Here is a 24,087-nt window from a genome sequence, read left to right as displayed (position 1 = left end):
TGAAGTATGTAAAGTGCATCGTGTATGTATTCATACAAAAGTGGTTACAGTAACGGCAAGGTTGCCAATCAAGGAGGATAAACATGGACGATACTCATGCTTTTGTAGAAAAAGTACACGACACCCAAAAGAAAGCCGAGAAGAATAAAGAGCATCACGGCAAAGGAACACCCAGTCAAAAGCTTCCCACTAAGCAGCACAGCAAGAATCCATAAAAAATCGCGCTCCATCACCATCCATCAAGAAGAAAACCTTGTCTTCTTTAAAGAGTACAAAAAAGCAGCAAGCCTCTCCAAACATGGGAGACTTGCTGCTTTACTTTTTAGGGAATTTATTTACTCCACTTCGCTACATTCACTGCTAATTTTTCTAATTGCGTCTTACTCAGTGTTTTATTTGGGGAACTAATAGTTACAAAACGAACGTCCAGTTTATAGGTCAAGAACAACTAATCGCTGGATGGGCTGTACCATTTGGCTTCGGTTCCATTAGAGAGCTTTACGGTATCACCTTTGTATTCATAAGAGAAATCACGTGGAGAAATGTTCACCTTCATCTGCTTAAATACAAAGTTCACACCATCATCAGAACCAACCACTTTCTGAAATGCATCTCCACTCACCATTTGAGTCGGTGCATAGGCTGTTTCGAATCCTTGGAAGTTGGCGAAGGCTTTAACAATCTCTTCTTTCTGAGTGCTGCTGTACTGTACAGGTGTCAGAGAAATTGTGTCAGTCACCGCACCTCTGGTACTAAGAATGACCTGATTGTTCGCCGCATCAAAGGTCACAGGCACCTTCATAACATCAGCAATCGCACGTACAGGAAGATAGGTTGTATTGTTATAAGTATTAATCGTTTATATAAAATAAAAACAGCAACCCGCTTATCCTAAAAAGGATCATACGGATTGCTGTTAGAGATTAACCTTGGTACGGTAATGTAACCTTATACACTTCTGAATATAAAATCTCTCTATAAAGATTGAATTCTTCTTCATCGACTGGATTAGGGTAAGTCATGATAAGAAGCGGTAAATCCGCATTTCCCTCACGCAGAGGGGGCTGCACATAATCATAAGGATTCAAGTGGAATCCCAGACGCTCATAAAAACCAATTCTCCGCTGTTCCATTTCACCCAGTGGCGGCTCTACTTCCAAAAGAACAGGCTTACCCGACTGACGGATATATTCTTCCATCAGCTTTTTGCCAATTCCTCCACCTCTTATGCTTGGGTCCACTGCGATATGTTCTACAAAACGGAATCCAGGAAACTCCCAGCAGGCTATAAAAGCAATGATTTTCCCGTCAGCATTCACTTCGGTAATCAATCGATAGTGTGAAACGTCCAATAATTCCTGTTGTCCCGCGTAGGTTCTGATCTCTGATGTGGGAAAAGAAGCTTCCATAATAGCGAATATTTCATCAAAAGTTGTGTGGTTCATAACATAAGTTCTCACTTTCTGGATTTATATTTACAGAAGTTATCTTAACCCTCTGAACCATATGATATCAAATTTAAGCATCAAGGTACTAGTACCTGGTACTAGTATAACGTGCTATACTAAGCATAATAGTTGTACACATCTTGTTTGAAATAGGAGAGGTTCATATTGGATAATCAGCAGTGGATCGCACCTGAGTACTACAATCTCACTTCGGAAATAGAACGACATGCTCCCGAAAAGATTGCGCTTAAGTGGTTGAATGAACACAGAGACTACGAGGAAATCACTTACGGTGAACTGCGCAAACAGGCTAACCGGCTTGCCGGGGGGCTCGCAGCACTGGGTCTCCAGCAAGGGGATCGCGTTCTTGTAATGGTTCCACGCAGAATCATCGCTTATGTCATCTATTTAGCTTGTCTGAAGCTAGGGCTAGCCATCATTCCTTCTTCAGAAATGCTTCGCGCCAAGGATTTATCCTACCGCCTTCGGCATTCCGAAGCCAGAGCCGTTATTGCCTGGTCCGAGGTTACTGAAGAAGTCGATAAAATCTCGGATGATCTGCCTGCTCTGGATTACCGTCTTTCCGTATCCAGCAACTCAGACGAGCTCGGTCAAGGATGGCTGGATCTTGAAAGTCTGATGATTGATCAGCCGGATGCCTTCACTGCAGTCGCAAGCCACCGGAACGATATGGCGATCTTGGCATATACCTCTGGAACAACTGGCAACCCTAAAGCGGTGGTTCATAGTCATGGCTGGGGTTATGCTCACTTGCGTATTACCTCGCCTCAATGGCTCGATATTAAAGAAACAGACACCGTCTGGGCAACAGCAGCACCCGGCTGGCAGAAGTGGATCTGGAGCCCCTTCTTAACCGTACTTGGAAACGGGGCAACTGGCTTTGTATATAGTGGATCCTTTCACCCGAAGAAATATTTGCAGCTGCTGCAGGATCACAACATCGAGGTATTATGCTGTACGCCAACCGAATATCGCTTAATGGCCAAATTGGAAGACCTCAGTCAGTATGACTTGTCCCGCCTGCGCTGCGCAGTTTCCGCTGGAGAGCCTTTAAACCAAGAGGTCATCAACACCTTCCAGCGTGAATTCAATATCACGATTCGGGATGGCTACGGTCAAACAGAAAGTACACTTATCATCGGAACACTCAAGGATACTCCTATTCGTATAGGTTCTATGGGTAAATCTATTGCTCCGGGTTTAGTCGAGGTCGTTGACGAAGAGGGCATTCCACTACCTGCTGGAGTGGTTGGAGATATCGCGGTGCATTTGAGCATGCCAGCGTTATTCCACACCTATTACAAGGATCCCGGCAGAAAAGAAAGCTGCACACACGGCGAATTCTTCGTAACGGGCGACCGGGCGCGGAAGGATGAGGAAGGTTATTTCTGGTTCGAAGGCCGTGGAGATGACATCATCATTAGTTCAGGTTACACCATTGGTCCTTTCGAAGTAGAGGAAGCACTTATGAAACACGCCTCGGTGAAAGAATGCGCGGTCGTAGCAAGTCCGGATGAAATTCGCGGACACATCGTTAAAGCATTTATTGTACTGAAGGATGAGGCCGCTGCTTCTTCTGAACTTGTGAAGGAGCTTCAATCACATGTTAAAGAGTGGACAGCCCCTTATAAATATCCACGCAAAATCGAGTTCATTCAGGATCTTCCGAAGACCGCCTCCGGTAAAATACGCAGAGTAGAACTGCGTGAGCAGGAGAAACGCGCTTCGCAGGAATAACATCGATAGAACAGGAAACTTATGCTTACTGATACTTGAAGAAACAACAAGAGCAGCTAGTCCGTAATTGGACTGCTGCTCTTATTTATCGTTACTCGGACCAATATTTCGCTGACGGATTCAGAGCCGCGCCTACTTCGCCCTCTTTTACTAAATCGCAATCGAGGTACCCCTCTTCATCCAGGAAATAAACCTCCTGCTTGTAGAACTCACATAAAGTCTCTAGGAACTTCTCAGGTGATTCATACATCACAATCAGATCCCCAAAATCATGCAGCAGATCACACACGCTTTCCACACCATCCGCAGATTTGTAGTAACAAATGAAATCACTGCCGTAGTTCGTTAAGATCGGCAAGATAACCCCATCCGCTTGATGTCCTTTTTCCTCCAATATTCCAGCTAAAACCTTCATCTCCGCTTCATATTCATTAATATGAATTAGACGATACCCTGGAATAAATTCGATCAGACTTGGTTCTTCTTCCTCACTGCTTGTACCTGAAACTGTACTGTAAATGGCTTTCAGCAGTGCAGGGGCTTCGGGAAAAACCGCCGTAATCTTCGCTTCATTATCACCCTTACCTAAGCTGGTAATATAGTCAGGACGTAATTCAGCGGAAAGCTTAAGATATTCTTGGAATTGTTCTGTCAATTTGTTAGTTTGCATGTTGTCATCCTTTACTTATTCGAGGAATTCCACATCTTCATCAGCCATGCGTCAAAATCAGCGCCCTTTTCGCCTTCGTAAATATCGTACACATCGATTCTCATCTTCTTCAACTTCTCTTTGAAATCTTCGTACGAATGATCTCTTGGCAGGCTCTTCTTGATTCTCAGGAGTATTTTGGATACGCCTTTGACTAATTCCGGTTTATTCTTAGATGGCGCTTTAACATCTTCGCCAAATGCCTTCAGCTTAAGGTAAGCAGCTTCTTGAACTGTATATACAGGATCGCTCTCCATTAAACGCGTCAGGATATCGATAATTTGTTTATGATTGGTCTGTCCCAGTTCTTCAACTGCTTCTAGACGTGCTCTCCAATCCGCGGAGCGGTTGGCAGCTTTTTTTAACTCCTCGTAATTCTCCGGTAGTCCATTATTGTTCAGTTCTTCGATCATTCCGTTCAATCCCCTTCTATTCAAAACTATCTATCTAACAGTAACAGTATAACCAACCATTGCGCAAGCTAAGAGAGGAAGATCTTTGCATAAATTTGTGTGAATACAACGACAATGTCCTTATCTCATTCAAACATATTTCCACAAAATTTGGGTAAAGTATTCGGAGAAAGTACCCAGCGCAACATTCTATAGACTCTATACGTTAGCTAACTAGTGCTTAGCGCCTGTTCCAGCAGTAACCGAACAATACCTTCCGGATCAGTATGAGAATGCCCAAAATTATAAGCTGATCACAAAAGGCAATTACATCTTATTCGTGATTTCTGAGAGTGCAGATCAGCTGGTGACTGAATTCGATACCTTGTTTACCAAAAAATAATTAGCCATGGTATTCAGCAGCCTACTCTTCCTATTCCTGTTTCTGCCGGCTGTCCTTGCTCTCTACTATGTTTCGCCTAGGCGAAACAAAAACCTCATATTGTTCTTAATCAGCCTAGTTTTTTTATGCTTGGGGCGAACCCGTCTACATTGTAATTATGTTGCTGTCTACCTTTACGGATTACGGTTTTGGTCTACTTCTTAGTAGTCCGAAGCTAACTACGGTGCAGCGCAAGTGGATTGTGGTTAGCTCTATGTCGGTAGATATCCCCTTGTTCGCAGAAGGCGTACGAAGATTCATTATCGGTCTAGCCAAAAAAGTGCTGCACGCCAATAACATTGGTCTACTCTGGCACAAGGGAAAGATGGCCCTAGGTGGCGTTCATGCCCTCATGAAAATCACAAGCCAGCTTGATCCTAAAGTGGTCAAACAGGAAAAGTTGCTTGTCATCAAGGACTCCTATGCGCATAGTGTCATTCCTTTCCTAACTCAGCACGTACCGGAAATCCACGTGATTGACATCCGTTATTATAACGGGAGTATCAGTGAGTACATGGCTCAGAATGATATCAAGGATGTATTGATGTTGTTTAATACGGCTACTTTTGTTGATAATTCGGCGCTTTTGAAGCTTAATTAAAAGTTCTCGGGGAAAAGGTAACAGGCGTAACTGCGGGAAGTTTGGACTTTCGGTCGCTGTTGTCTCCAGATGTTTTTGATTTTACCGCCTTCAGCGGATAACATCCGGAGACAAAGGCGAACGCTCCGCTCCTACAGTTCCAAAATTCCCTCCGTTACTTTTCACCTTTTCAAGGGTACAAAGCTTTAAGATCAAACTTCAACAGCTAACCTCAACAGGAAAATCTAACCACATAACTTTAACATCAATCCTTAACATCAAACCAAACACTAAAACTAATATACGAATCCTCTAATATGGCTTCGTATTTCAGATCATTTTTAGCTAGAATCTCCGCGACGATAGACAGGCCAAGTCCAGTTCCGGAGATTTCTTTATTCCGAGACTCCTCGATAACATAGAACGGGTCCCAGATATACGCTAAATGCTCCTCTTTCAAGCGCGTGGTTTTATTAGTGATAGTGAATTTTAGTGTATCGGTGGTATCACCCGCTAGTGAGATTGCAAAGATATTCTCTTCCCCATATTTAATGGCATTACTAATTAAGTTATTGAATACAATCTCCATTTGGCTGATATCCTCTTCAACGATGGATCGTTCAGCTGAATGGAAGTCAGTCTGTAAGGTCAGGTTTTTATTTTTAAGCGTAATATTATATTGTGAGATCACTTTGAGCAGAAGCTCTTTAAGATCAAATTTCTCTTTATGCACTTCGGTCTTTTGGATCTTGGACAGTTTAATTAAGTAATCCACCATATCAGACGTATACTTCACCTGTTCCAAAATGATATCCGTATACGTTCCATTATCCAGATCGTCTTGAATCCCGATGGTATAAGCTTGGATTAAGGATAACGGTGTCTTCACCTCGTGTGAAATGCTTGAGATCAATGTGTTTAAGCTTTGATTTTTCTTCTCTAGCTCTGTATGGGCGCTTTTCAAACGCTGACTCATCTGGTTTATGCTTTTGGATAATTCTTCGATTTCATCCCCCGATTTAATCGTCACTTGTTTAAAATCGAGATTGGAGATATCCTTCGCCACATCCTGTAACTGCTCTAATGGGGTAATGATCTTTTTCGAAAAATAGGCCACTAACAGCAAACTGATAATTATGCCCAAAAGAATAGAATAGAAGCTGAATTGATTTACGATGTTCAAGGCATCTGTATTGTGTACAACCACAGTTCCTATGAGGATCAGACTGCCATCCTGCTCGTATATTTTCGTTAACAGACTGGACTTCAATTTCCCCTGATTAAATAAAAGATTGACCGTATTCCCTTCGTTTACCTTCTGCAAGACTTCTTCCGTGATCCAGAACTTATTAAGGGCCACCTTATCTTTAAACAGAGCAAATTGTAAATTATCGTTAATTTCTGCTACGCTTCCGTTGTTTTTAACCCTAACAATCGTTACGTTGTTATTGTTCTCGATCGACGTTTCATTCTCCACGAGCTGATCCAGACTGAGATCCTTTACTTCGTCATAGATGGCATTAATCTTGGTTTTCATTTTGTACAAGTAATAATCAGACGAGAAATAATTATGCAATAAATAGGACGTCCCAAACACAATCAGCAGAATGATACTTACCATAATCAATAACTTGGTGCTTATTTTATTGATTTTCATCATGGAAGCTGTACCCCATTCCCCTGTGTGTGATTACGTGGTCAGCCCCAATCTTATCGCGCAATCTCTTGATATGTGTATCGACGGTTCTTTCTTCGCCAAGGTAATCCATCCCCCAAACGGAAGATAACAAAGAATCTCTGGACAAAATTCGGCCTTTATTCTCATATAGGAAGGTTAGCAATTCAAATTCTTTTTTATAAAGAGCCAGTTCCTCCCCATTCTTGTACACTTTCTTTCGCTCAAAATCGATCTCTAAGTCACGTATAGCAGCTACTTTTTCGGTCCCTAGCATTTTTTTGATTCTAAGCATTAAAATCCGTGGATCAAATGGTTTTCTTATATATTCATCTGCACCTATATCTAAAGCGCTAAATTCATCGTCATGGGAAGATCGCGCGGTCAGCATCACCACCTTGGCTAGACTAACTTTCTTGATTTCATTACAAACCTCAATCCCGCTTCGCTTAGGCATCATCCAATCCAGTACCACAAGATCGATTCGATTCGAAAAAAAGAGCTCAAGCGCCTCCTCCCCATCCGCAGCTACCCAAACGTTATAGCCTTCTTTTTCAAAATAAGTCTTCAATATAGTGATCATATGTTTCTCATCATCCGCAATTAGAATGTTCAAGTAGCATCAATTACTCCTTTCTTTCAAGTCCTTTCTTCAATACTTCCCATATCGGGTTATCCACTGCTTTCCGAGGAGGCTGTTCGCCTTTCTCTATTGCTTGCCAATATTCCCACGTTGGAGGTTGATTGCCCAGTTCATAATCCATACCGTCCCAAGTATCCTCACGAAACGCATAGAACGCCCAGTGCCAACCGAAATCATCGAAAATCGAAATTAAATCAGCCATATATTGATCTGCACCTTTTACTAGTTGATTCGTTCCAAATTCTTCTGCAACAATCCGATTTGCGGGTATGTTATGTTCCTTTGCCCACTGCGCAACAGGTTCTAGAAATTCCTTTAAGGCTTCCTTGTTAAAAGCTTTTTCTGTTTTATCTTCCCCGACCTTTATCGTCCCAGGATATTCATAGGTTAACCCTTTTTTCTTATTTTGACTGGTTAGCTCGTAAGGCTCGTACATATGAAAAGCATACAACACATTCTCGTCTTTGATCGGTTTCAAATATTTAAAGGCCCAAGGTGTAGCATACAGGCCAGAATTTACGATAATTGGTGTCTTGGAATCTACGGTACGTATAGCGGTCACTATCGTCTCATACAAAAGATTCAAATCCGCAGGGGTGTTCTCCACTGAGCTATACCATTCGTTGTAATCCTGTGTCCAGAAATCATGAAATCCCGTAGCAGTCTCTGGATGTGGCTCATTAATCAGGTTATAACCGATCAATGCAGGGTGATCTTTCAATCGACTTGCTAGATCTCTCCAAAACACTGCCGCTTGTTCATGATAACTGAAATCTTTCCATATCCGATCATCATTTTTATAATTGTTGAACTGCCTCCAGCGATCTCCAGGGAGACTGAGGACGGTTAGCACCACTTTGGAGCCCCGAGCCTCAGCTGCATCTAAGTCCGCTTCTAACGCGGCAAAATCCTCCGCAACAATCCCTTCATACTTATCTGCATTCCCTATTAGAAAATCTTTATCCGGGTTCGTATCCGGTTTGTCATTAAATAAGTAGTCACTGTCTTTTGCCCATTTATCTGGTGCCAAACGAATGAATTCAATATTCTGCTCTTTGGCGGCTTCATAGTTTTCCGGTAAAGATTTTGAATTCATGAAATTCGTTCCTTTTCTCTGAACATCCCAGAAGGCTAGCTTCTCATTCCTTTCTTGCTTCACTTCCTTCTTCTCTTCTTTCTTCTCTTCTTTCTTCTCTTCTTTCTTCTCTTCTTTCTTCTCTTCTTTCCTCAGTTCTTGATTGGCTTGCGGTGGTACTGAACTGCATCCCACGACCAACAATAAGATCAACACGATAAAAGCTTTAGATTTCTTCATTTTCTCACCTCGTAACCTATCGTATCGAATCTCTGTTACAAGAGTGTCACACGGAAGTGGAAATCAAGCCGGAATCGGCTCAATTAAAAGTAAAAGCTCAACCCAAAATACTGGTTGAGCTTCATTAAGTTTGTTCTTTCTATTCCCCAAATAATAAATCCAGAATCCGTTCATCCGCCTTTCGATTCTTCCCTTTATAAGGGTAACAGTGAATATGAATCGCTGGATTAAAATTGATCTCAATAATGCTGTAATTGGTATCGGTGGCGTTTTCCTTGATGTTATCAATCATCATATCTACTCCACAAAAAGTAGCCCCCGCAGCTTTAGCTGAATGAATGGCAATTTCTTTATAGCTATCCGGAATCTCATCCGTAAAGTCTAAGCTGTCTCCACCCGTGCTAATATTAGAATTCTCCCGCAGATAGATGACCTGATTTAAAGGAGGGATATCGCTCCAAGCCTGAGCATGGTTCTTCAAGAACATCCCTTCTGCTTCACCAATCTGAATTTTCTCAAGAGGAGTCTTATATCCTTGGCCTCTTAGCAGATCCTTGTTCTTCTCATGAACCAACTGTTCTATCGTATGTAGACCATCTCCGACCACATTCGCAGGAACCCGGTGCAATACTCCAACTACTTCATCGCCCATGACTAGAAAACGATATTCTTTCCCTGTCATAAATTCCTCAAGCAGTACTGTTCGATCATGTTCGAAGGCGATTTCGAAGGCTTTTTGATAATCTTCTTTGGAGAATTCATCTGTAAAAATAGTAATGCCGAGTCCAAAATTCGTTGATTTAGGCTTGATCACGATTGCCTTGTTGCAGTAAGTTCTATAGGCATTCATAGCCTCTTCAAGATTTCGAAAAGCCTCTCCTGTGGGAACGCGGATTCCTTGTTGGCTAAGGACTTTCTTCGTAACAATCTTATTCTCCATAATTAGTACCGTGCTGTAAGAATCTAGGGATGTCTTCGTAGCTTGCTTAACGTATTCTTTATGATCTCCTTTAGTAAGTACTACGAAATTCTCCTCCCTATCGATCAATTGAAACTTAATGCCACGTTTAACTGCTGCCTTCAATAGTAGCTGTGTAGACAGCTCCAGATCCTCATATCCGACAAATCGATATCCGTTCTGAAGACTTTCCTTAGCATATTGTTTAGCTTTATTCAGATGATATTTTACAAAAGAGGATTGCTGAACTTCCGACTTCACAATGGCCGCAAAACTCCGATCTGGATCTAGAATCTTATCCTTAGCTCCATTCAGAACGTTCGAGAACTCTTCATCTTCAGGTTTCAACAGCTGTATCATATCCTGCATTTCTTGAATACAAGTTAATGCTTTCTGTTCCATCGTTGTACAAAAATCTCCGTAATCATGTAAGCATCCCTTTATTCCCTCCATGATCAGTTGATCATGATTAAGGTTTGCCATCTTCTGATCCTCTACTCCGAACGGTTCGTCCTCTTTCAGCAGCATATACAGGATAAACAGATGAATGAAAATCATCGTTTCTTTGCTGATTCCTATTTTGTAGAGTGGATTCAGGTCAATAAAACGAAGCTCCAGGTAGGCAATTCCATCTTGTAGCAGCTCCTCTAAAGGATGTTTTCCTCTTGCTGTCTTCAATCTAACCGGACTATAAAACTCTTTTATACTTAGTAATTCTTCGGATTCAATCAACGATTTCAAATCATGCACATAGTCCGTAAGCGAATCAAAAGACACATAGAGAGGTTTTTCATTCCGATACCCGCATTCGCTATTCCGAAGTGAATTCATATTTAGATAATAAAAGCTTTTTTCGTCATCCGACTCACCCCGTGCCACACATTGTTCCATATAAGTCTTATCAAAAACAGGACTGGCACCTGTTAAATAGATGAGAAGCCAGCGGTACCGCAATAGGTTACGGGCTACTTTTAAATAGGTAGCATCTTTGAAGTCTTTAAAGCTCTCTTGTGGATCTACTATGTCATGAAGCTGTCTAAGAAATTGTTCGTCAAAAGAGAAATTATAATGAATTCCGCTCAGCAATTGTCTTTTGCGACCATACTTGTCGGCTAGCTGATGTCTATATTCATCCTCTACAGGATTACCCATCTTGGCAATGGGAATGTCCTTATCATTCGGTAACATAGGAGGATTGCTGCTTGGCCACAGGTATTCTTCATTAAGCTCAAGCGAGACAATATCCTGCAGTGCCTCCATAAAACTATAAGTCTCTGTAATAGAATCAAAAGAGGGTGTGACCATTTCAATTTGACTCTCTGAGAAATCGGTTTGAATATAGGGGTTCTCCATTTTGTTGCCAAAAGCTTTAGGATGCGGAGTCAGCGCAAGTCTTCCCTCTGGATCAACTCTGACATTTTCTTTTTCTAAACCAAATTGCCCGTGGAAAAGTTCCTTATTTAAATGGTGATCCATCAGAAGCTGTATGAGTTTACGATTCAATAATGCCATGTCTACTATCATCCTTTGCTTAAATATTTACCTGCTGTTTATTCATTCTGAACAAAGATCTCCTAAACCAGAACACAAGAACAACTCCCTTGAACACACTGCTTAGAGCAATCGACATCCACACCCCATTTAAGCCAAAAGGTTCAGATAAGATCAAGGCTAGCGGTATTCGGAGTGCAGTAAATGTAATACTGAATATCGGCGGAATATGGGTTTGCCCAATGCCGTTAAACGCACCCACTGTCATCAATTCCATACACATGAACAATTGTGAGTAACCGATGATCCGCATATAATCCGCGCCTAATTCCAGACTTGTCTGATCCGATAAAAACAATGAAAATAGCTGCTGCGGGAACGCAATAAATATAAGTGATACGATCACACCGAAGATGGATGTTAAGATCAAGGCCTGACGATAACCCTGCCCAATACGATCCAATCGACGTGCTCCATAATTTTGACCAAAAAAAGCGGCGATAGCTCCCTGTAGTCCTCCAATGGTCATATAGGAAATGGATTCAATTTGGATTCCTACTTTTTGAACCGCAATAGCATCCGCTCCAAAACGTACAATGATCTTGGCAATGATGATCGATATGATCGTAAAGGTGACCCGTTGGATCGTTATTGGAAGCCCCATGCGGATTACTTCTTTCATTTGGCGACTGTCCCACGCTGTAGTGTTAGAAATGATTTCTGACTTTCTTGTCTTCATGATAAAAAGAGCCGTAACTAAGATATTCGCCGTTAATGTTGCAGTAGCTGCCCCTGCTACTCCCCATCCCTCAAAACTACCCACTCCAAAAATTAAAAACGGATCAAGTACGATATTAACCATAAGACCGATGGAGAAGATCTGAAACGGTTGTTTACTATTGCCCATAGAGTTTAAGAGTGTTGCAAACAAAGTATTCACGATGGAAAATACCGATCCAAATATCGAAATCATTAGAAATTGTCTAGCCATCCGTTCTACTTCATCACTTCCAAGATCAAAAAAACCAATCAACTGATTCTTGGTCAACAGGACTAAGCTCATATAGAGAAGCCCTAATAAAATAGACATCATAAATCCGTTCTTTATATAAGATTTAGCCTTCTCTCCCTGACCAGATCCCATACAATGTGCCACCTTAATCCCAGTACCGATCGTAATCATGGTAGATAATGCAATCGCTAGATTAATGAAAAAACTCGCCGTGCCAATCGCAGCAACAGGACCACTTCCTAATCTTCCAACCCAAATCATATCGACTAGACCATAGGTGGTGGAGATGAAATTAGTTGCAATAATGGGAAGCGTTAATTTCATTAAGGTAGGCATAATAGGACCCTGAGTCAAATCGTTCATGTCCTTCAAGTCCTTCATGTCTAGTACTCCTTCTTCATTTAATTTAAAAACCGACCCTTAGGGTCGGTTCGAAGCTCCATTTATTCTCCTTCAATTAAGAATGTTTCAATTCTAGATTGAATGGAATCTCGTACCTTTCGGAATTGAGCCCAAATTTCTTCTTCGGTTCCTGTTGCTTTTGCTGGATCATCAAATCCCCAGTGCCATTTCACTACATTTGGATTCGTAATCACTGGGCAATGCTCATCCGCATGACCACAAAGTGTAATCACATAATCTGCATATTCCAAAATTTCAGGTTCGATGACATCAGAAGTATGGTTGGATATATCAATACCTGCCTCTTGCATCACCAGAACGGCTCTAGGGTTTAATCCATGTGATTCTAAGCCAGCACTTTTCACTTCATAACGATCTCCACCTAGTGCTTTCAAGAATCCATCCGCAATCTGACTACGACAAGAGTTTCCTGTACAAAGAAAATAAACTAAAGGTTTGCTCATCTGATATCGCTCCTATTCTTTACTTACTGAGGGTTCAAAATGCTTCCGCTTAATCCAAAGCGATACATTTACAAGACCAATTAATACGGGCACTTCTACTAAGGGTCCAATTACAGCTGCAAAGGCTACTCCTGAATCCAATCCAAATACCCCGATAGCGACTGCAATGGCTAATTCAAAATTATTACTAGCTGCTGTAAAGGATAACGAGGTAGCTACAGGATAAGAGGTTCCAGCTCGTTTGGATAAGAAGAAAGAGACTACAAACATGACAACAAAATAGATCACCATCGGAATTGCGATACGCACCACATCCATGGGTAGCTGGACGATTAGGTCTGCTTTTAGCGTAAACATCAACACGATCGTGAACAACAAAGCAATTAAGGCGAGTGGACTAATTCGGGGAATAAATACTTCTTGATACCATGTTTCCCCTTTAAGTTTGATTCCTGCTATACGAGTCAATAAACCTGCTGCAAAAGGAATCCCCAAATAAATGAGCACACTTTCCGCAATTTGTCCCATCGAGATATCCACTACAGCTCCCTGAACACCAAACCAACCGGGTAATACGGTTATAAACACATACGTAAATATGGAATAGAACAGAATCTGAAAGATCGAATTAAAAGCAACAAGACCTGCTGTATACTCAGGATCTCCCTTTGCCAAATCACTCCATACAAGCACCATGGCAATACATCTTGCTAATCCGATCATGATCAGTCCAATCATATACTCGGGCATATCACTTAGAAATAATATAGCTAACACGAACATGAGAATCGGACCGATAATCCAGTTCTGCACTAGAGACAACAATAGTACTTTCCAATCCTTAAACACTCGACCAAGCTTCTCATATTTCACTTTCGCAAGGGGAGGATACATCATAACAATTAGACCGATAGCAATAGGTATCGATGTTGTTCCGACTTGCATACTGGATACTTGATCTGAGAAATTTGGAACTACATATCCCAACCCGATACCGATTGCCATCGCTCCAAATATCCAAAAGGTCAGATAACGATCCAGGAAAGATAATCTTTTAGATTTTCCTTGATTCATAGATCCCCACTCCTATTCGCACACCATGGCATTTATTTTTTCTTGCATCCCAGCATCCAGGTGTGGTAAATATTGAAGCGCATCTTTTAAGTGCGGTTTATCTTCAACTTGGAGTGAATAATAGATCCACTGCCCTCTTCGTTCCTCATAGACTAACCCTGCATCCTTTAACTTGCGGAGATGTTGGCTAATATTCGGTTGAGTGGTCTGAAGCAGCTCTACCAAATGGCACACACACATTTCTTGCTGATATAAAATGGATACAATTCTTAATCGAGTTTTATCTCCTAGCAGCTTAAAATGCTCCGCCATTTCTTCCGTTGAAATCGTCATATAATTCCCACCTCCGTTGTCTCGAACTTATTATATAATCAATCACTTATATAATCAATCACTTATATAATCAATCACTTATTTGCTCGTGAATCATTCACCACATTTCGAGTATGAGTTTTGCTTCTACTAACCCTGAACATAGAAAAACAGCCAGCCTCCGTTTATTGGAGGCCGGCTGTTTTGCACTTTCTCTCTTAACTTCGGCTAAAAATCGAAGGGGGTTTCATTGAGCCTTTTGTTTGTGTTTGGGATTCGCGCTGATAGCAGCGGAGAGAACGGACTGATTGCGGAAAAGCAGAGCGTTCGCCTTTGTCTCTAGATGTACACTGCTAAGTGTATAATCAATACATCTGGAGACAACAGCGATTGTAACAACAGTCCGTTCTCGGAGCGTCCGCCAGCGTACAGCGCCTAGCACAAACAGCCAACTCAAAAACCTAAGGCTCAATCAACCCATACTTCATTTTTATCCGATCCAACTTTTCAATCATAGGCTTAGAAATAAAGAACAAAAACACCACCGTAGAGATCGCATGCACCATATCAAACCAAAAGGCTGAAATATAAGTGGTCATCAAAGCCGGCCATGAGAACTCTGAAGTGAACATCAACAGCGAGCCTATATTGATAATACCTCCGTATACCAAGAACGTCGCTAACCCTCCAAATATACATAGAGACAGTTTAGTCTTTTTAAGCAGACCCTTCTTGAAGAAAATGCCCGCCAAGAAACCAATAATGCCAAAACAGAACATTTGCCAAGGCGTCCAAGGTCCCTGACCAAAGAAGAAATTTGAGACGAAGCCCGCAACAGCGCCTACCAGAAATCCTGCCTCAGCGCCCAAACTCACACCTGCGATGATCACAATAGCAACTACAGGCTTAAACTGCGGCAACATAAAAAAGGCTGCGCGACCCGCCACGGCAATGGCTGCTAACACCGCTATGACGATCAGCTCCCTCGCCTGCGGCTTCCGATGCTCGAACACCATCGCAAAAGGAATCATCGTATAGATAACGATCAAGAGACTAATAAAGTAATATTTTCGATCGTCTAGAACGAAGATGCCTAACAAAATCGTAGCTGGAATCACTATGAAGATTAGTAGTGCTGCTAATAAAGTTCGACGACTTAAACGACGACCCGTTACCTGCTTCTTTGACATAAATCAATCACACCCTCTATCGTTACTCCCTCGCTCCATACATGTCGCGCCATACGGTTAGCAGCAGTAGTATAGAAGCTGTTTCCCGCAAAAAACTTCTTCGCTTCGTTCGTGGTGATGATACTCCCATCAAAAAACATCGCGCAAACCTCAGCATATTTGGCACAAAATTCAACGTCATGTGAGACCATTATGATGGTAACGCCTTCGGCATTAAGCTTTTGCAGAAATAAGGCTAGCTTCTCCTTGAAAGGTCCATCCAGTCCTTTCGTCGGTTCATCCAGCAGCAGAATCTTCGGCTCTAACAAAAGCACCTTAGCCAGCGCCGTGCGTTGCTGTTCTCCACCACTGAGATCATACGGATGCATCGAGAGAAGATGTTCCAGTTCTGCGAACTTAACCACGGCCTCAACTTTAGCCGCTTTTTCTTCCTTCGTTAAAGGGAGCTGGGATAACATCTCGTATAAATCTAACTCGACTGTTTTTTTCACAAATAACGTTTGCGGATTTTGCGGAAGGATGCCCAGATTATTAGTAAACAGTTCTTTGGCATTCATCTTCGCGGGGTTCTTCCCGCCGATTAGAACCTTGCCTCGATAGGACTGAAGGATGCCGCTCATCAGTGACAGGGTTGAAGTCTTGCCCGTGCCGTTCCCACCCACAATACAATAGAACTGCCCCTGCTTTACTTCAAACGATAAATCTTTAATGATATCCGGTCCGTTTTTCTCATATTTAAACCATACATCCTTGAACTTTATGACAACAGGGCCGTCCCCTTTCGAGCTTGGCTGAGATTCTACCATCGTTGCAGGAGTCTTATCCTTAAGAAAAGCATCCAGCCATTGACGTCCTTCCTTCACTGTAACAGGCCACGCTAAGTCATGATCTACTCCCGCGTAAATTTGCATCGGCGAGGGCATGGACAGAAACATCGGATGCTTCAGCTTGCTTAAGGTTTCTCCCACCCTTTGCGGGGTATCATCGGCAATCACGACGCCCTCATTCAGAACAATCAGCCGATCTGTGAGCGGAAGAACATCCTCTAGCCGATGCTCGGTCATGATAACGGTTGTTCCAAGCTCACGATTTATCTTTTTGACCGTCTCCAGAAAATCCGAAGCCGCGATAGGATCTAGCTGAGAGGTGGGCTCGTCAAGGATTAGAACCGAAGGGTGCATAGCCATAATCGCAGCTAAATTGAGCAGTTGCTTCTGACCGCCCGAAAGCTCAGTCACATTTTTATGAAACCAGGTCTGAATCCCGAAAAAACTCGCCATTTCAGCCACACGCAGACGAATCGTAGAATTGTCATAGCCTAAGCTTTCAAGACCAAAGGCCAACTCATGCCACACCTTGTCAGTCACAATTTGATTGTCCGGACTTTGGAGTACATAACCGATTTCCGCTGCTTGTGTCCGTTGATCGATCTCTTCTACAGGTTGACCCTTATAATAAATTGCCCCTTGGCGTTTGCCGTGTGGGGTTAGGATTGTTTTCAGTTGTCTAAGCAGGGTGCTTTTGCCGCAGCCTGACTTTCCACAAATCGTAATGAAGTCTCCGCTTGAAATCGTAAGATTAATATTCGAAAGAGCCGCTTGCTCTTGTTCAGGAAAGGTAAAACTTAGTTCTTCGATTCGATAGATTTCCATTTCATTGCCTCCACCATATTGATGAGCACAGGGATCATACATAGCGCAAAATAAGCGATATATACAAGGATACTAAAGGGCGAAATTGCGCTCGCTTTAATGGACGGATAATATCTCATAGTGTTCTCGCCCATCGCTGCAGAGACGGCTACCATCGCAATTAAGCCTGTCATGATCAAGAGTACTACTTTGTCCCGGGCATCTAAACGGAAGATCGAAAAGCTTGTACGTCCCGGCAATCCATACCCTCTTGATTTCATGGAATCCGCCGTCTCAATCGCATTTTCCAAAGCCCAGGTGGTCATAATCGAGAGGATCGTTATCCCATTCCGTGCTCGCGCGAGAAGATTCCCCTGTGAGACATCCCTGCCTATACATTTTTGAGCATTTGAAATCACCTTGATTTGCGCTAAATATCTAGGAACAAAACGAAGCACCATCGAAAAAATCAACGACAGTGCCGGCAGTATTTTTCCGAATATATAAATAAACTTATCCGAGGTCATCACGACGTTATAACAGGAGAACCATATGATTACCGTCACAAACATACACGCCGCTGCCACGCCATAAAGAATGGATTCCATCGTAATGGGGTTTCCGTTATTTAAATAGAACAGGATCGTTACCCCTTGATGATTAAAAACAGGATTCATAATAGCCATAAACAGCAAAAAAGGGATCATGTACAGCAAATTAAATTTGATCGCCTTTTTTCCTTTTAACATAAAGGAGTAGACCACTGCACTAATAAGAGCAATCACCTGAAATATGGGATGCATGAACACCATGCTAAACAGCAACACAACAACAAAATAAAGAAAATTCACAAACGGATGAAAGGTAGAAAAGCTATCCTGCATTATTTCTGTGCTCCTCCTGTGGCTCCATTACCACCTACATCTCGACCTAAATCACAAGTATATACCCAATCAATGACATCGCCATCCTTAAGAACATAACGACTACTGCCGTAGTTAGGGAACCAACCATTTACTTTGTACATCCATCCACTAAGCTCTCCAGCATCAAATTCATACAGATTATTTATGCCTTCAATATAATTACTGTTATAGATCGGAGTCATACTAAATTCCATATGGATTTTATTCTTCTTCATCTCTCTTAGTAAAACATCAAACACAGACTCGCCTTCATAGAAGGTTACCTTTTGCGCTTTATAAATGATACCATCTGCCGGCAATACTTCAAGCTTAGCCTCATTAAAAATATCCATGTTATCTAAAATCGTTGCCGCCGAGACGGACAATGTAGCCGTTAATGCTTTTTTCTTATCTACCGTTGCATCTTGCCATTCCACTGGCTTAGGTTTGCCTGTTGGGACTGGATCAGTAAGAAATTTATCCTTTTTCGGTTCCTGCTTCGTTTCTGTTGTCGCTACTTTGGTTTCTGGTTTCTTTACTTTAGAATCCGGTGTGGACGTTTTAGCCGCTTTCGGTGATGCGGTCGGTTGTGCCTTTGTATCCGCTTTTGGTGTTGCTGTCGGCTTTACAACTTCTGTTGATGCAGTTTCTGTTGGCGTTGCCGTTTCTGATGGCTTAACCTCTTCAGTTGGCGTTACCGTTTCGACGGGCTTAGCTGTTTCACTAGGCGTAGCTGACGGTACTATCTCCGTTGTCTCGGCATCGCTTGACGCTGTAGGCTCTGCATCAACATTCTGATTGGAAGCAGTGTTGTCTGATTCTACAACGTGAGACTCAGCGCTGTTACTCGCAACCTTGTTCGGGCTCTTCTGGTAATTCCCGCCCCAAAAGAAGGCGATCGCCAGGACGCCTATAATTAGTATTGCTGTTAGCCATTTTTTCTTGTTCATTACTTAAGTTCCCACCTTAAATAATAAGCAAGGGTACACATGCTACCCTTGCTTATTTCTCTAAATTAAATTCTATTTAACGTCTGTCATGTCATAAAGATGCGTCTGACCCTTAACGTACCGATCATACGCAACCAGTGCATACATAGCCTGGTCCGTAGCCATTAGATCTACTTCTCCTGGTTTCGCGCCGCCGTTGCCTACTCCACCCTGCTTCACATGATAGAAGCCTCCTTCAGGTGCAGCAAAGCCAAGCAAAGCGTCCACCACGGAATGTCCATTCTTAATAAATCTGGAATCCTTATGTGGATCTATGCCAAGGCCAGTTAAAGCTACAATCACCTGAGCAATGCTCTCGGAGTTCGTAGATTCCCAGCTTGCGAAACCACCGTCTGCTGTTTGTGTCTTGGATAACCAAGCAATTCCACGATCTACAGCAGCCTTTACTTTGGCATTAGTTTTATAATACGGGGTCAAGCCTTGAATAACCATCCCAGTGATATCTGGATCTGCCGCAGCAGCATTACTGCCTAGTGCCCATCCGCCACCGTTGATCTCTCTGCCCAAAATAAAATCAATGAGCATCTCTCTAGTCGTCTGTGTCTTTACATTCTTAACCACTGGAATTTCGTAATGATTGCTGTCCAGTGCGATAAGAGCAAACACAGGTCCATTGATACCTTGCTTGATTAAAGTATCAAAATCAGCGAGCGGTTCAAGCAGGTTATAACCCGCCACTTTATCAATATTTTTGCCGATTGAAGATAATGCCAAAATAACTCTATCATATTCCGTATATTTTACGCTATGCAGCTTCCCTGATTTTTCTTTAAGGGTTGCTTCTACATTCGCATAGTACTTAGCGTAATAACTATCTGGAACCTTTACACCAGAACGTGCCAACCCGAACACTGTCCAGTCCCCACCAATCGTGGAGATGACCGGGTTTGTCACTGTTTTTTGCAAAAAAGCTGCTGTGTTCTCAATGTATGGAGTAACTGCTGTGTTCTGAATATTTGGACTAACCACTTTGTTCCCACTCTTATAATCATGGGATCTAGTGGCTACAACGGCTGCCATTTCTCTTGTTACAAACTCTTTAGGTTTAAATTGATTATTATCACCTAACATAAGTCCAGTGGCAACAATGGTTTCCACGTCTGCCTTTGCCCATGCGGATGCGGTATTGATGTCTTTGATAGCTGTCCCTGGCTTCGTAGCTGGGATTGATAATGCTCTAACGATAATTGCTGCCATTTGCTCGCGAGTAATCTTGTCATTTGGTTTAAATTCATTATTAAAACCTGTGATTAGACCTGCCTTATGAGCAGCATTCACATATGGATAGAACCAATCGCCTAGAGCGACATCCTTGTAGGTAATTCCTTTATCACTCTTAATATCCAGTTCTAATGCAGAAACTAGGATCTTAGTGAACTCTGCTCTTGTAATATGATCTTTCGGATTCACCTGACCATTGTTACCTTGGATATATCCTTTTACTGTAGCTGTTTCAATCGCTGAATATGCCCATGGTGAGATCTTATCGGCGTCTTTATACAGTTGTTTGATATCATTTGTATTCTGATTAGGAACCTTAGGAGTCTCTACTGGAGCTGGACTCGCATTCGGATCACCACCACCGACTGCACCACCCGGAGCAGGAGTACCGCCAGGTTTAGGCAGGGTTGAGGTTGGCATACCTGCATTTATATCCTCACCCAAATCCGTAGTATAACGCCACTGAATACTATCTCCAGGATTCAGGGTATATTGAGATGCCCCGTACCCAGGATAATATCCATTCACATTATACATCCATCCACTACCGCTGCCATGGTCAAATTCCCCATCGCCTGCGATCGATTCTACATAAACACTTCCGTATTTACTGCTCCAAGATTCACTGAATTCGATACCGTGGGTATCTAGTAATCTTTTTAGCACAGACCATGCTGTGTCACCTGGTTGTAGATCTACCTGTACAGATGGAACAACATACCCTTTATTGATCGTAAGCTTATCCACGGATAAAGTTACATATCCATTGCCTGAACCACCAGGCGTTTGTACTGCACTGGAAGTGTAAGCAACGTAATCCGTGAAGTGTTTGGTTTTTACAATTAAATCATTTCCGTCATCATAGGCGTACTCAAGCTTGTCGCTCGCTAAACCTAAGGCATCACTTGCAAATTTTTGAATCGTATGAGGTGTGCCGTCTTGAATATAAGCTGCATCTTTTCCCTTAAGTCCCTTAAAGGTTAATGTTATAAATTGATTAAATTCTACTCTTGCGCTGCCACCCATGGAAAAAGCTTGAATAATGCTCTCCAGCTTCTTGTCCCCAGAAATAATCTGATTCAGACTATCTTTTAGCGCAGATTCTGTGCCCGTTGTAGGTGATAGCAATTCAACCTTAGAGGAATCTCCACTTGTAACTTGTGCACCCTTAGGAATGGCTACAGATACGTTACCTTTGGTAACCTCTAACTTAGGCAGATTACTGTTACTAGGTAAATTAACACTTACTGTGGATTGCTTATATTCCGGGATCTCCACTGTAATTTCTTTGTTGTTATCCCCTGAATTTATCGGAAGAATATAATTATTACTATTTTGAAAAATGACAACTTTAGGTTTATCTCCTGAGGGTAACGTTACTTCTATTTCTTTCGTTTCCTCTGGTTGCTTAATTACCACATTACTCATATCAAATAGACGGTTCTTATGATTGATCAGACGATCGTAAGCAATAAGTGCATACGTACCTTGATCCGTTGCGATTCCATCTACTTTTCCGGTTAGAATATGTTTAAATCCACCATCCGGTCCTGCGAAGGTAAGCAGTGCATCAATAAGCGAATTCCCTTTTTTTACAAACCTAGGGTCAATATGTGGATCTACGCCTACACCAGTTAAGGCTACTATTACCTGCGAGATACTTTCGCTGCTTGTACTTCCCCAGCTTGTATATCCGCCTTGATCATTTTGGGTACTCGATAGCCATTTGATCGCCCGATCTACAGCAGCTTTTACACTTGTATTAGTTGCGTAATAAGGTGCAAGAGCCTGCATCGCCATCGCGGTCATATCGACATCGGCTTTGGTTACTCCTAATGCCCAACCACCAGCGTCATCTGTACCCTTTTTAACTTCTTTATCTAAGATGTACTGAACCAGATTTTCCCTTGTACTTTGATATATTACTCCATCTTTATCAGGATTAGGGAATAATACTGGGATATCGTAGTTATGACTATCCAAGGCAATCAGAGCAAATATGGGACCATTATTCCCTTGCTTCTGAACATATTTATAATCAGAAAGGGCATTTAATAGATCATACCCTGCAACATTCGTGATATCTTTTCCGATAGAGGTAAGTCCTAGAATCGCTCTGGAATGCTCTGTGCTTTTAGTAGCATCGAGTTTTCCATACTTCATTAATTCTGTTACTTTCTTAGCCACATTGTTGTAATAGAGATCATAATAACCACTTGGCACTTCGTAGTTGACCTGTGCTAGAGAAAGAATTGACCATTCTCCGCTACCTGTTCCAAATGACGGGTTCTTTACGGTGTTTAGAATATAAGCAAGGCTCTTATCTAACTGTTCATTTACTCCAGTTGTAGCATTTATTTTGTAGGTAATTTGATAAGTTTGCGTTGCTCTATTTTCTGCTCCGTCTACTGCCGTTACAGTGATTACATTACCACCTGGGTTAAGAGAAACCTTATATTCACCATTAGTAGCAGATAGAGCGACTCCATTTAGTTTCACTACTGGAATGATACCGTTATATACATTATCTGTGACAGCTACTCTGAAACTTAAATCTTTATCGGATACTTCCTGTTTATCCTGAATACCACTTACAGTAATAACAGGTGGCTCTATATCTAAAGAATTGGTAAGCTCGACAAGCGCATGATCTACACTTAATTGAGAGCTTTCCATATTTTCGAGCGCTGAATAAGCTTGGTAAACTGCCTTTTGTACTACTGTTCTGTCCAAAATACTTTCTTTATTCGGGTCACTGTTAATTTCTGCGATTTTCGCAGTTAAAGCATCCTTATTGGCAAATGGAAATGGAGGTTCTCCCCAGCCACCAAGATCAGAACTATAGCCATAAGTGGTGAACTGTGTTCGGATGATGTCACCGTCTTGAGGCTGATAATCAGTCATCCCGAACTGAGGAAATTCATTATTTACGGCATACATCCAACCCGACATGGAGGTATAGTCAAACTGACTCAACCACTCTGGGTCTGCTTTAGTGCCGACTGTATTCCCATCGGCCGAAATCATATCTAAAATATATTGTGGAATATTCCCTTCACTTCTGCCACTATCTTTAACTTCAGATAAATAAAAACCACTATCTATACTTCCGAAATTTCTATAATTACCTTCTCCTAGCGCACGTGTTATTAGTGATGCGCCATTGTCCCCTTCGTAGAACGGAACTTTAATAGGTTCCTTAATATACCCTTGACCCAATGTGAATTTTTCTACAGATACAGTTACGTATCCTTTAAGTGTAGATGTTGCTCCATCCGCATGAGCCGGAACTATACTTGTAGAGAATGTAGTGATAAATACAGCTACAATGAGTAACCAAGCTAAAAACTTATTTTTCTTCATTTTTTCTTAACCCTTCCCTTCACTTCCTATGATAAAAAACAGAGTAAACTTATTTAACAATACAAAAAAACCACTCAACATAAACGTTAAGA

21 protein-coding genes and 1 pseudogene are annotated in these 24,087 nt (G+C 41.9%); 4 read left to right on the top strand and 18 right to left on the bottom strand.

What is annotated here, in order from left to right; all coding sequences use genetic code 11:
• Positions 1-83: 83 nt before the first annotated feature.
• Entirely contained in the window at positions 84-215 is a 132-nt protein-coding gene (locus tag MHH52_RS04050) for a DUF4023 domain-containing protein (RefSeq protein ID WP_340006800.1), read from the top strand.
• Between the two features lie 233 nt (positions 216-448).
• On the opposite strand, the gene MHH52_RS04045 is transcribed toward MHH52_RS04050, so the two are convergent.
• Entirely contained in the window at positions 449-802 is a 354-nt protein-coding gene (locus tag MHH52_RS04045; RefSeq protein ID WP_340006798.1) for a hypothetical protein, read from the bottom strand.
• A 121-nt stretch (positions 803-923) separates the two neighbouring features.
• Complete coding sequence (locus MHH52_RS04040) at positions 924-1,445, bottom strand: GNAT family N-acetyltransferase (protein ID WP_340006796.1); 522 nt, start codon at positions 1,443-1,445, stop codon at positions 924-926.
• 165 nt (positions 1,446-1,610) lie between these two features.
• On the opposite strand from MHH52_RS04040, the gene MHH52_RS04035 reads away from it, so the two are divergent.
• Positions 1,611-3,206 (top strand): AMP-binding protein, encoded by a 1,596-nt coding sequence (locus MHH52_RS04035; protein WP_340009481.1) that lies wholly within the window; start codon positions 1,611-1,613, stop codon positions 3,204-3,206.
• A gap of 91 nt (positions 3,207-3,297) precedes the next feature.
• Here the strand turns inward: MHH52_RS04035 and MHH52_RS04030 are convergent, their stop codons facing one another.
• Both MHH52_RS04030 and MHH52_RS04025 read right to left on the bottom strand, forming a co-directional pair.
• Positions 3,298-3,876, bottom strand: coding sequence for a hypothetical protein (locus MHH52_RS04030; protein WP_340006795.1), 579 nt, complete (start codon positions 3,874-3,876; stop codon positions 3,298-3,300).
• A gap of 11 nt (positions 3,877-3,887) precedes the next feature.
• Positions 3,888-4,328, bottom strand: a complete 441-nt coding sequence (locus tag MHH52_RS04025) for a HEAT repeat domain-containing protein (RefSeq protein ID WP_042184977.1) — start codon at positions 4,326-4,328, stop codon at positions 3,888-3,890.
• A 253-nt stretch (positions 4,329-4,581) separates the two neighbouring features.
• On the opposite strand from MHH52_RS04025, the pseudogene MHH52_RS04020 reads away from it, so the two are divergent.
• A pseudogene (locus MHH52_RS04020) lies at positions 4,582-4,710 on the top strand (DUF4358 domain-containing protein); the annotation flags it as partial.
• Positions 4,711-4,867: 157 nt separating this feature from the next.
• Complete coding sequence (locus MHH52_RS04015; protein WP_340006793.1) at positions 4,868-5,350, top strand: hypothetical protein; 483 nt, start codon at positions 4,868-4,870, stop codon at positions 5,348-5,350.
• 244 nt (positions 5,351-5,594) lie between these two features.
• Here MHH52_RS04015 and MHH52_RS04010 read toward each other — a convergent pair whose 3' ends face one another.
• From MHH52_RS04010 to MHH52_RS03945, 14 genes are all read right to left on the bottom strand, one after another.
• Positions 5,595-6,989: a HAMP domain-containing sensor histidine kinase gene (locus MHH52_RS04010; RefSeq protein WP_340006791.1), complete on the bottom strand. Its 1,395-nt coding sequence runs from the start codon at positions 6,987-6,989 to the stop codon at positions 5,595-5,597.
• Entirely contained in the window at positions 6,973-7,620 is a 648-nt protein-coding gene (locus tag MHH52_RS04005) for a response regulator transcription factor (protein ID WP_340006789.1), read from the bottom strand. Before MHH52_RS04005 ends, MHH52_RS04010 begins: the two co-directional genes overlap by 17 nt.
• 10 nt (positions 7,621-7,630) lie before the next feature.
• Positions 7,631-8,962: a cellulase family glycosylhydrolase gene (locus tag MHH52_RS04000; RefSeq protein ID WP_340006788.1), complete on the bottom strand. Its 1,332-nt coding sequence runs from the start codon at positions 8,960-8,962 to the stop codon at positions 7,631-7,633.
• A 139-nt stretch (positions 8,963-9,101) separates the two neighbouring features.
• Positions 9,102-11,432 carry a bifunctional glutamate--cysteine ligase GshA/glutathione synthetase GshB gene (gene gshAB / locus MHH52_RS03995; RefSeq protein WP_340006787.1) on the bottom strand — a complete coding sequence of 777 codons (2,331 nt, stop codon included), beginning with the start codon at positions 11,430-11,432 and terminating at the stop codon, positions 9,102-9,104.
• 19 nt (positions 11,433-11,451) lie between these two features.
• Positions 11,452-12,804, bottom strand: coding sequence for an MATE family efflux transporter (locus tag MHH52_RS03990; protein WP_340006786.1), 1,353 nt, complete (start codon positions 12,802-12,804; stop codon positions 11,452-11,454).
• Between the two features lie 62 nt (positions 12,805-12,866).
• Positions 12,867-13,289, bottom strand: coding sequence for an arsenate reductase (thioredoxin) (gene arsC / locus MHH52_RS03985; RefSeq protein WP_340006785.1), 423 nt, complete (start codon positions 13,287-13,289; stop codon positions 12,867-12,869).
• Between the two features lie 12 nt (positions 13,290-13,301).
• On the bottom strand, positions 13,302-14,363 hold the full coding sequence (gene arsB / locus MHH52_RS03980) for an ACR3 family arsenite efflux transporter (RefSeq protein WP_340006784.1): 1,062 nt from the start codon (positions 14,361-14,363) through the stop codon (positions 13,302-13,304).
• 12 nt (positions 14,364-14,375) lie between these two features.
• Positions 14,376-14,696 (bottom strand): metalloregulator ArsR/SmtB family transcription factor, encoded by a 321-nt coding sequence (locus tag MHH52_RS03975; protein WP_313637033.1) that lies wholly within the window; start codon positions 14,694-14,696, stop codon positions 14,376-14,378.
• Between the two features lie 226 nt (positions 14,697-14,922).
• Entirely contained in the window at positions 14,923-15,132 is a 210-nt protein-coding gene (locus MHH52_RS03970) for a hypothetical protein (protein WP_340006782.1), read from the bottom strand.
• A gap of 4 nt (positions 15,133-15,136) precedes the next feature.
• Positions 15,137-15,865 carry an ECF transporter S component gene (locus MHH52_RS03965; RefSeq protein WP_340006781.1) on the bottom strand — a complete coding sequence of 243 codons (729 nt, stop codon included), beginning with the start codon at positions 15,863-15,865 and terminating at the stop codon, positions 15,137-15,139.
• On the bottom strand, positions 15,847-17,517 hold the full coding sequence (locus MHH52_RS03960) for an energy-coupling factor transporter ATPase (RefSeq protein ID WP_340006780.1): 1,671 nt from the start codon (positions 17,515-17,517) through the stop codon (positions 15,847-15,849). The genes MHH52_RS03965 and MHH52_RS03960 overlap by 19 nt, the downstream gene beginning before the upstream one ends.
• Entirely contained in the window at positions 17,490-18,380 is an 891-nt protein-coding gene (locus MHH52_RS03955) for an energy-coupling factor transporter transmembrane component T (RefSeq protein ID WP_340006779.1), read from the bottom strand. Before MHH52_RS03955 ends, MHH52_RS03960 begins: the two co-directional genes overlap by 28 nt.
• Entirely contained in the window at positions 18,380-19,351 is a 972-nt protein-coding gene (locus MHH52_RS03950; RefSeq protein ID WP_340006778.1) for a DUF4430 domain-containing protein, read from the bottom strand. The genes MHH52_RS03955 and MHH52_RS03950 overlap by 1 nt, the downstream gene beginning before the upstream one ends.
• Before the next feature lie 72 nt (positions 19,352-19,423).
• Positions 19,424-23,995, bottom strand: coding sequence for an S-layer homology domain-containing protein (locus MHH52_RS03945; protein ID WP_340006776.1), 4,572 nt, complete (start codon positions 23,993-23,995; stop codon positions 19,424-19,426).
• Between the last annotated feature and the right edge of the window lie 92 nt (positions 23,996-24,087).

Source organism: Paenibacillus sp. FSL K6-0276, assembly GCF_037977235.1.
Lineage (GTDB): Bacteria > Bacillota > Bacilli > Paenibacillales > Paenibacillaceae > Paenibacillus_AQ.
The sequence above is the reverse complement of the archived record's forward strand: the minus strand, read 5'-3'. Positions and strand labels throughout refer to the sequence as shown.

Excerpts from the sequence above, each read along its gene's own strand:
- MHH52_RS03945 (WP_340006776.1), bottom strand. The coding sequence starts at position 23,995 with ATGAAGAAAAATAAGTTTTTAGCTTGGTTACTCATTGTAGCTGTATTT.
- arsC (WP_340006785.1), bottom strand. The coding sequence starts at position 13,289 with ATGAGCAAACCTTTAGTTTATTTTCTTTGTACAGGAAACTCTTGTCGT.
- MHH52_RS03965 (WP_340006781.1), bottom strand. The coding sequence starts at position 15,865 with ATGTCAAAGAAGCAGGTAACGGGTCGTCGTTTAAGTCGTCGAACTTTA.
- gshAB (WP_340006787.1), bottom strand. The coding sequence starts at position 11,432 with ATGGCATTATTGAATCGTAAACTCATACAGCTTCTGATGGATCACCAT.
- arsB (WP_340006784.1), bottom strand. The coding sequence starts at position 14,363 with ATGAATCAAGGAAAATCTAAAAGATTATCTTTCCTGGATCGTTATCTG.
- MHH52_RS03950 (WP_340006778.1), bottom strand. The coding sequence starts at position 19,351 with ATGAACAAGAAAAAATGGCTAACAGCAATACTAATTATAGGCGTCCTG.
- MHH52_RS04040 (WP_340006796.1), bottom strand. The coding sequence starts at position 1,445 with ATGAACCACACAACTTTTGATGAAATATTCGCTATTATGGAAGCTTCT.
- MHH52_RS04030 (WP_340006795.1), bottom strand. The coding sequence starts at position 3,876 with ATGCAAACTAACAAATTGACAGAACAATTCCAAGAATATCTTAAGCTT.
- MHH52_RS04010 (WP_340006791.1), bottom strand. The coding sequence starts at position 6,989 with ATGATGAAAATCAATAAAATAAGCACCAAGTTATTGATTATGGTAAGT.
- MHH52_RS04015 (WP_340006793.1), top strand. The coding sequence starts at position 4,868 with ATGTTGCTGTCTACCTTTACGGATTACGGTTTTGGTCTACTTCTTAGT.
- MHH52_RS03955 (WP_340006779.1), bottom strand. The coding sequence starts at position 18,380 with ATGCAGGATAGCTTTTCTACCTTTCATCCGTTTGTGAATTTTCTTTAT.
- MHH52_RS04025 (WP_042184977.1), bottom strand. The coding sequence starts at position 4,328 with ATGATCGAAGAACTGAACAATAATGGACTACCGGAGAATTACGAGGAG.
- MHH52_RS04045 (WP_340006798.1), bottom strand. The coding sequence starts at position 802 with ATGAAGGTGCCTGTGACCTTTGATGCGGCGAACAATCAGGTCATTCTT.
- MHH52_RS03975 (WP_313637033.1), bottom strand. The coding sequence starts at position 14,696 with ATGACGATTTCAACGGAAGAAATGGCGGAGCATTTTAAGCTGCTAGGA.
- MHH52_RS03960 (WP_340006780.1), bottom strand. The coding sequence starts at position 17,517 with ATGGAAATCTATCGAATCGAAGAACTAAGTTTTACCTTTCCTGAACAA.
- MHH52_RS04050 (WP_340006800.1), top strand. The coding sequence starts at position 84 with ATGGACGATACTCATGCTTTTGTAGAAAAAGTACACGACACCCAAAAG.
- MHH52_RS04000 (WP_340006788.1), bottom strand. The coding sequence starts at position 8,962 with ATGAAGAAATCTAAAGCTTTTATCGTGTTGATCTTATTGTTGGTCGTG.
- MHH52_RS03990 (WP_340006786.1), bottom strand. The coding sequence starts at position 12,804 with ATGAAGGACTTGAAGGACATGAACGATTTGACTCAGGGTCCTATTATG.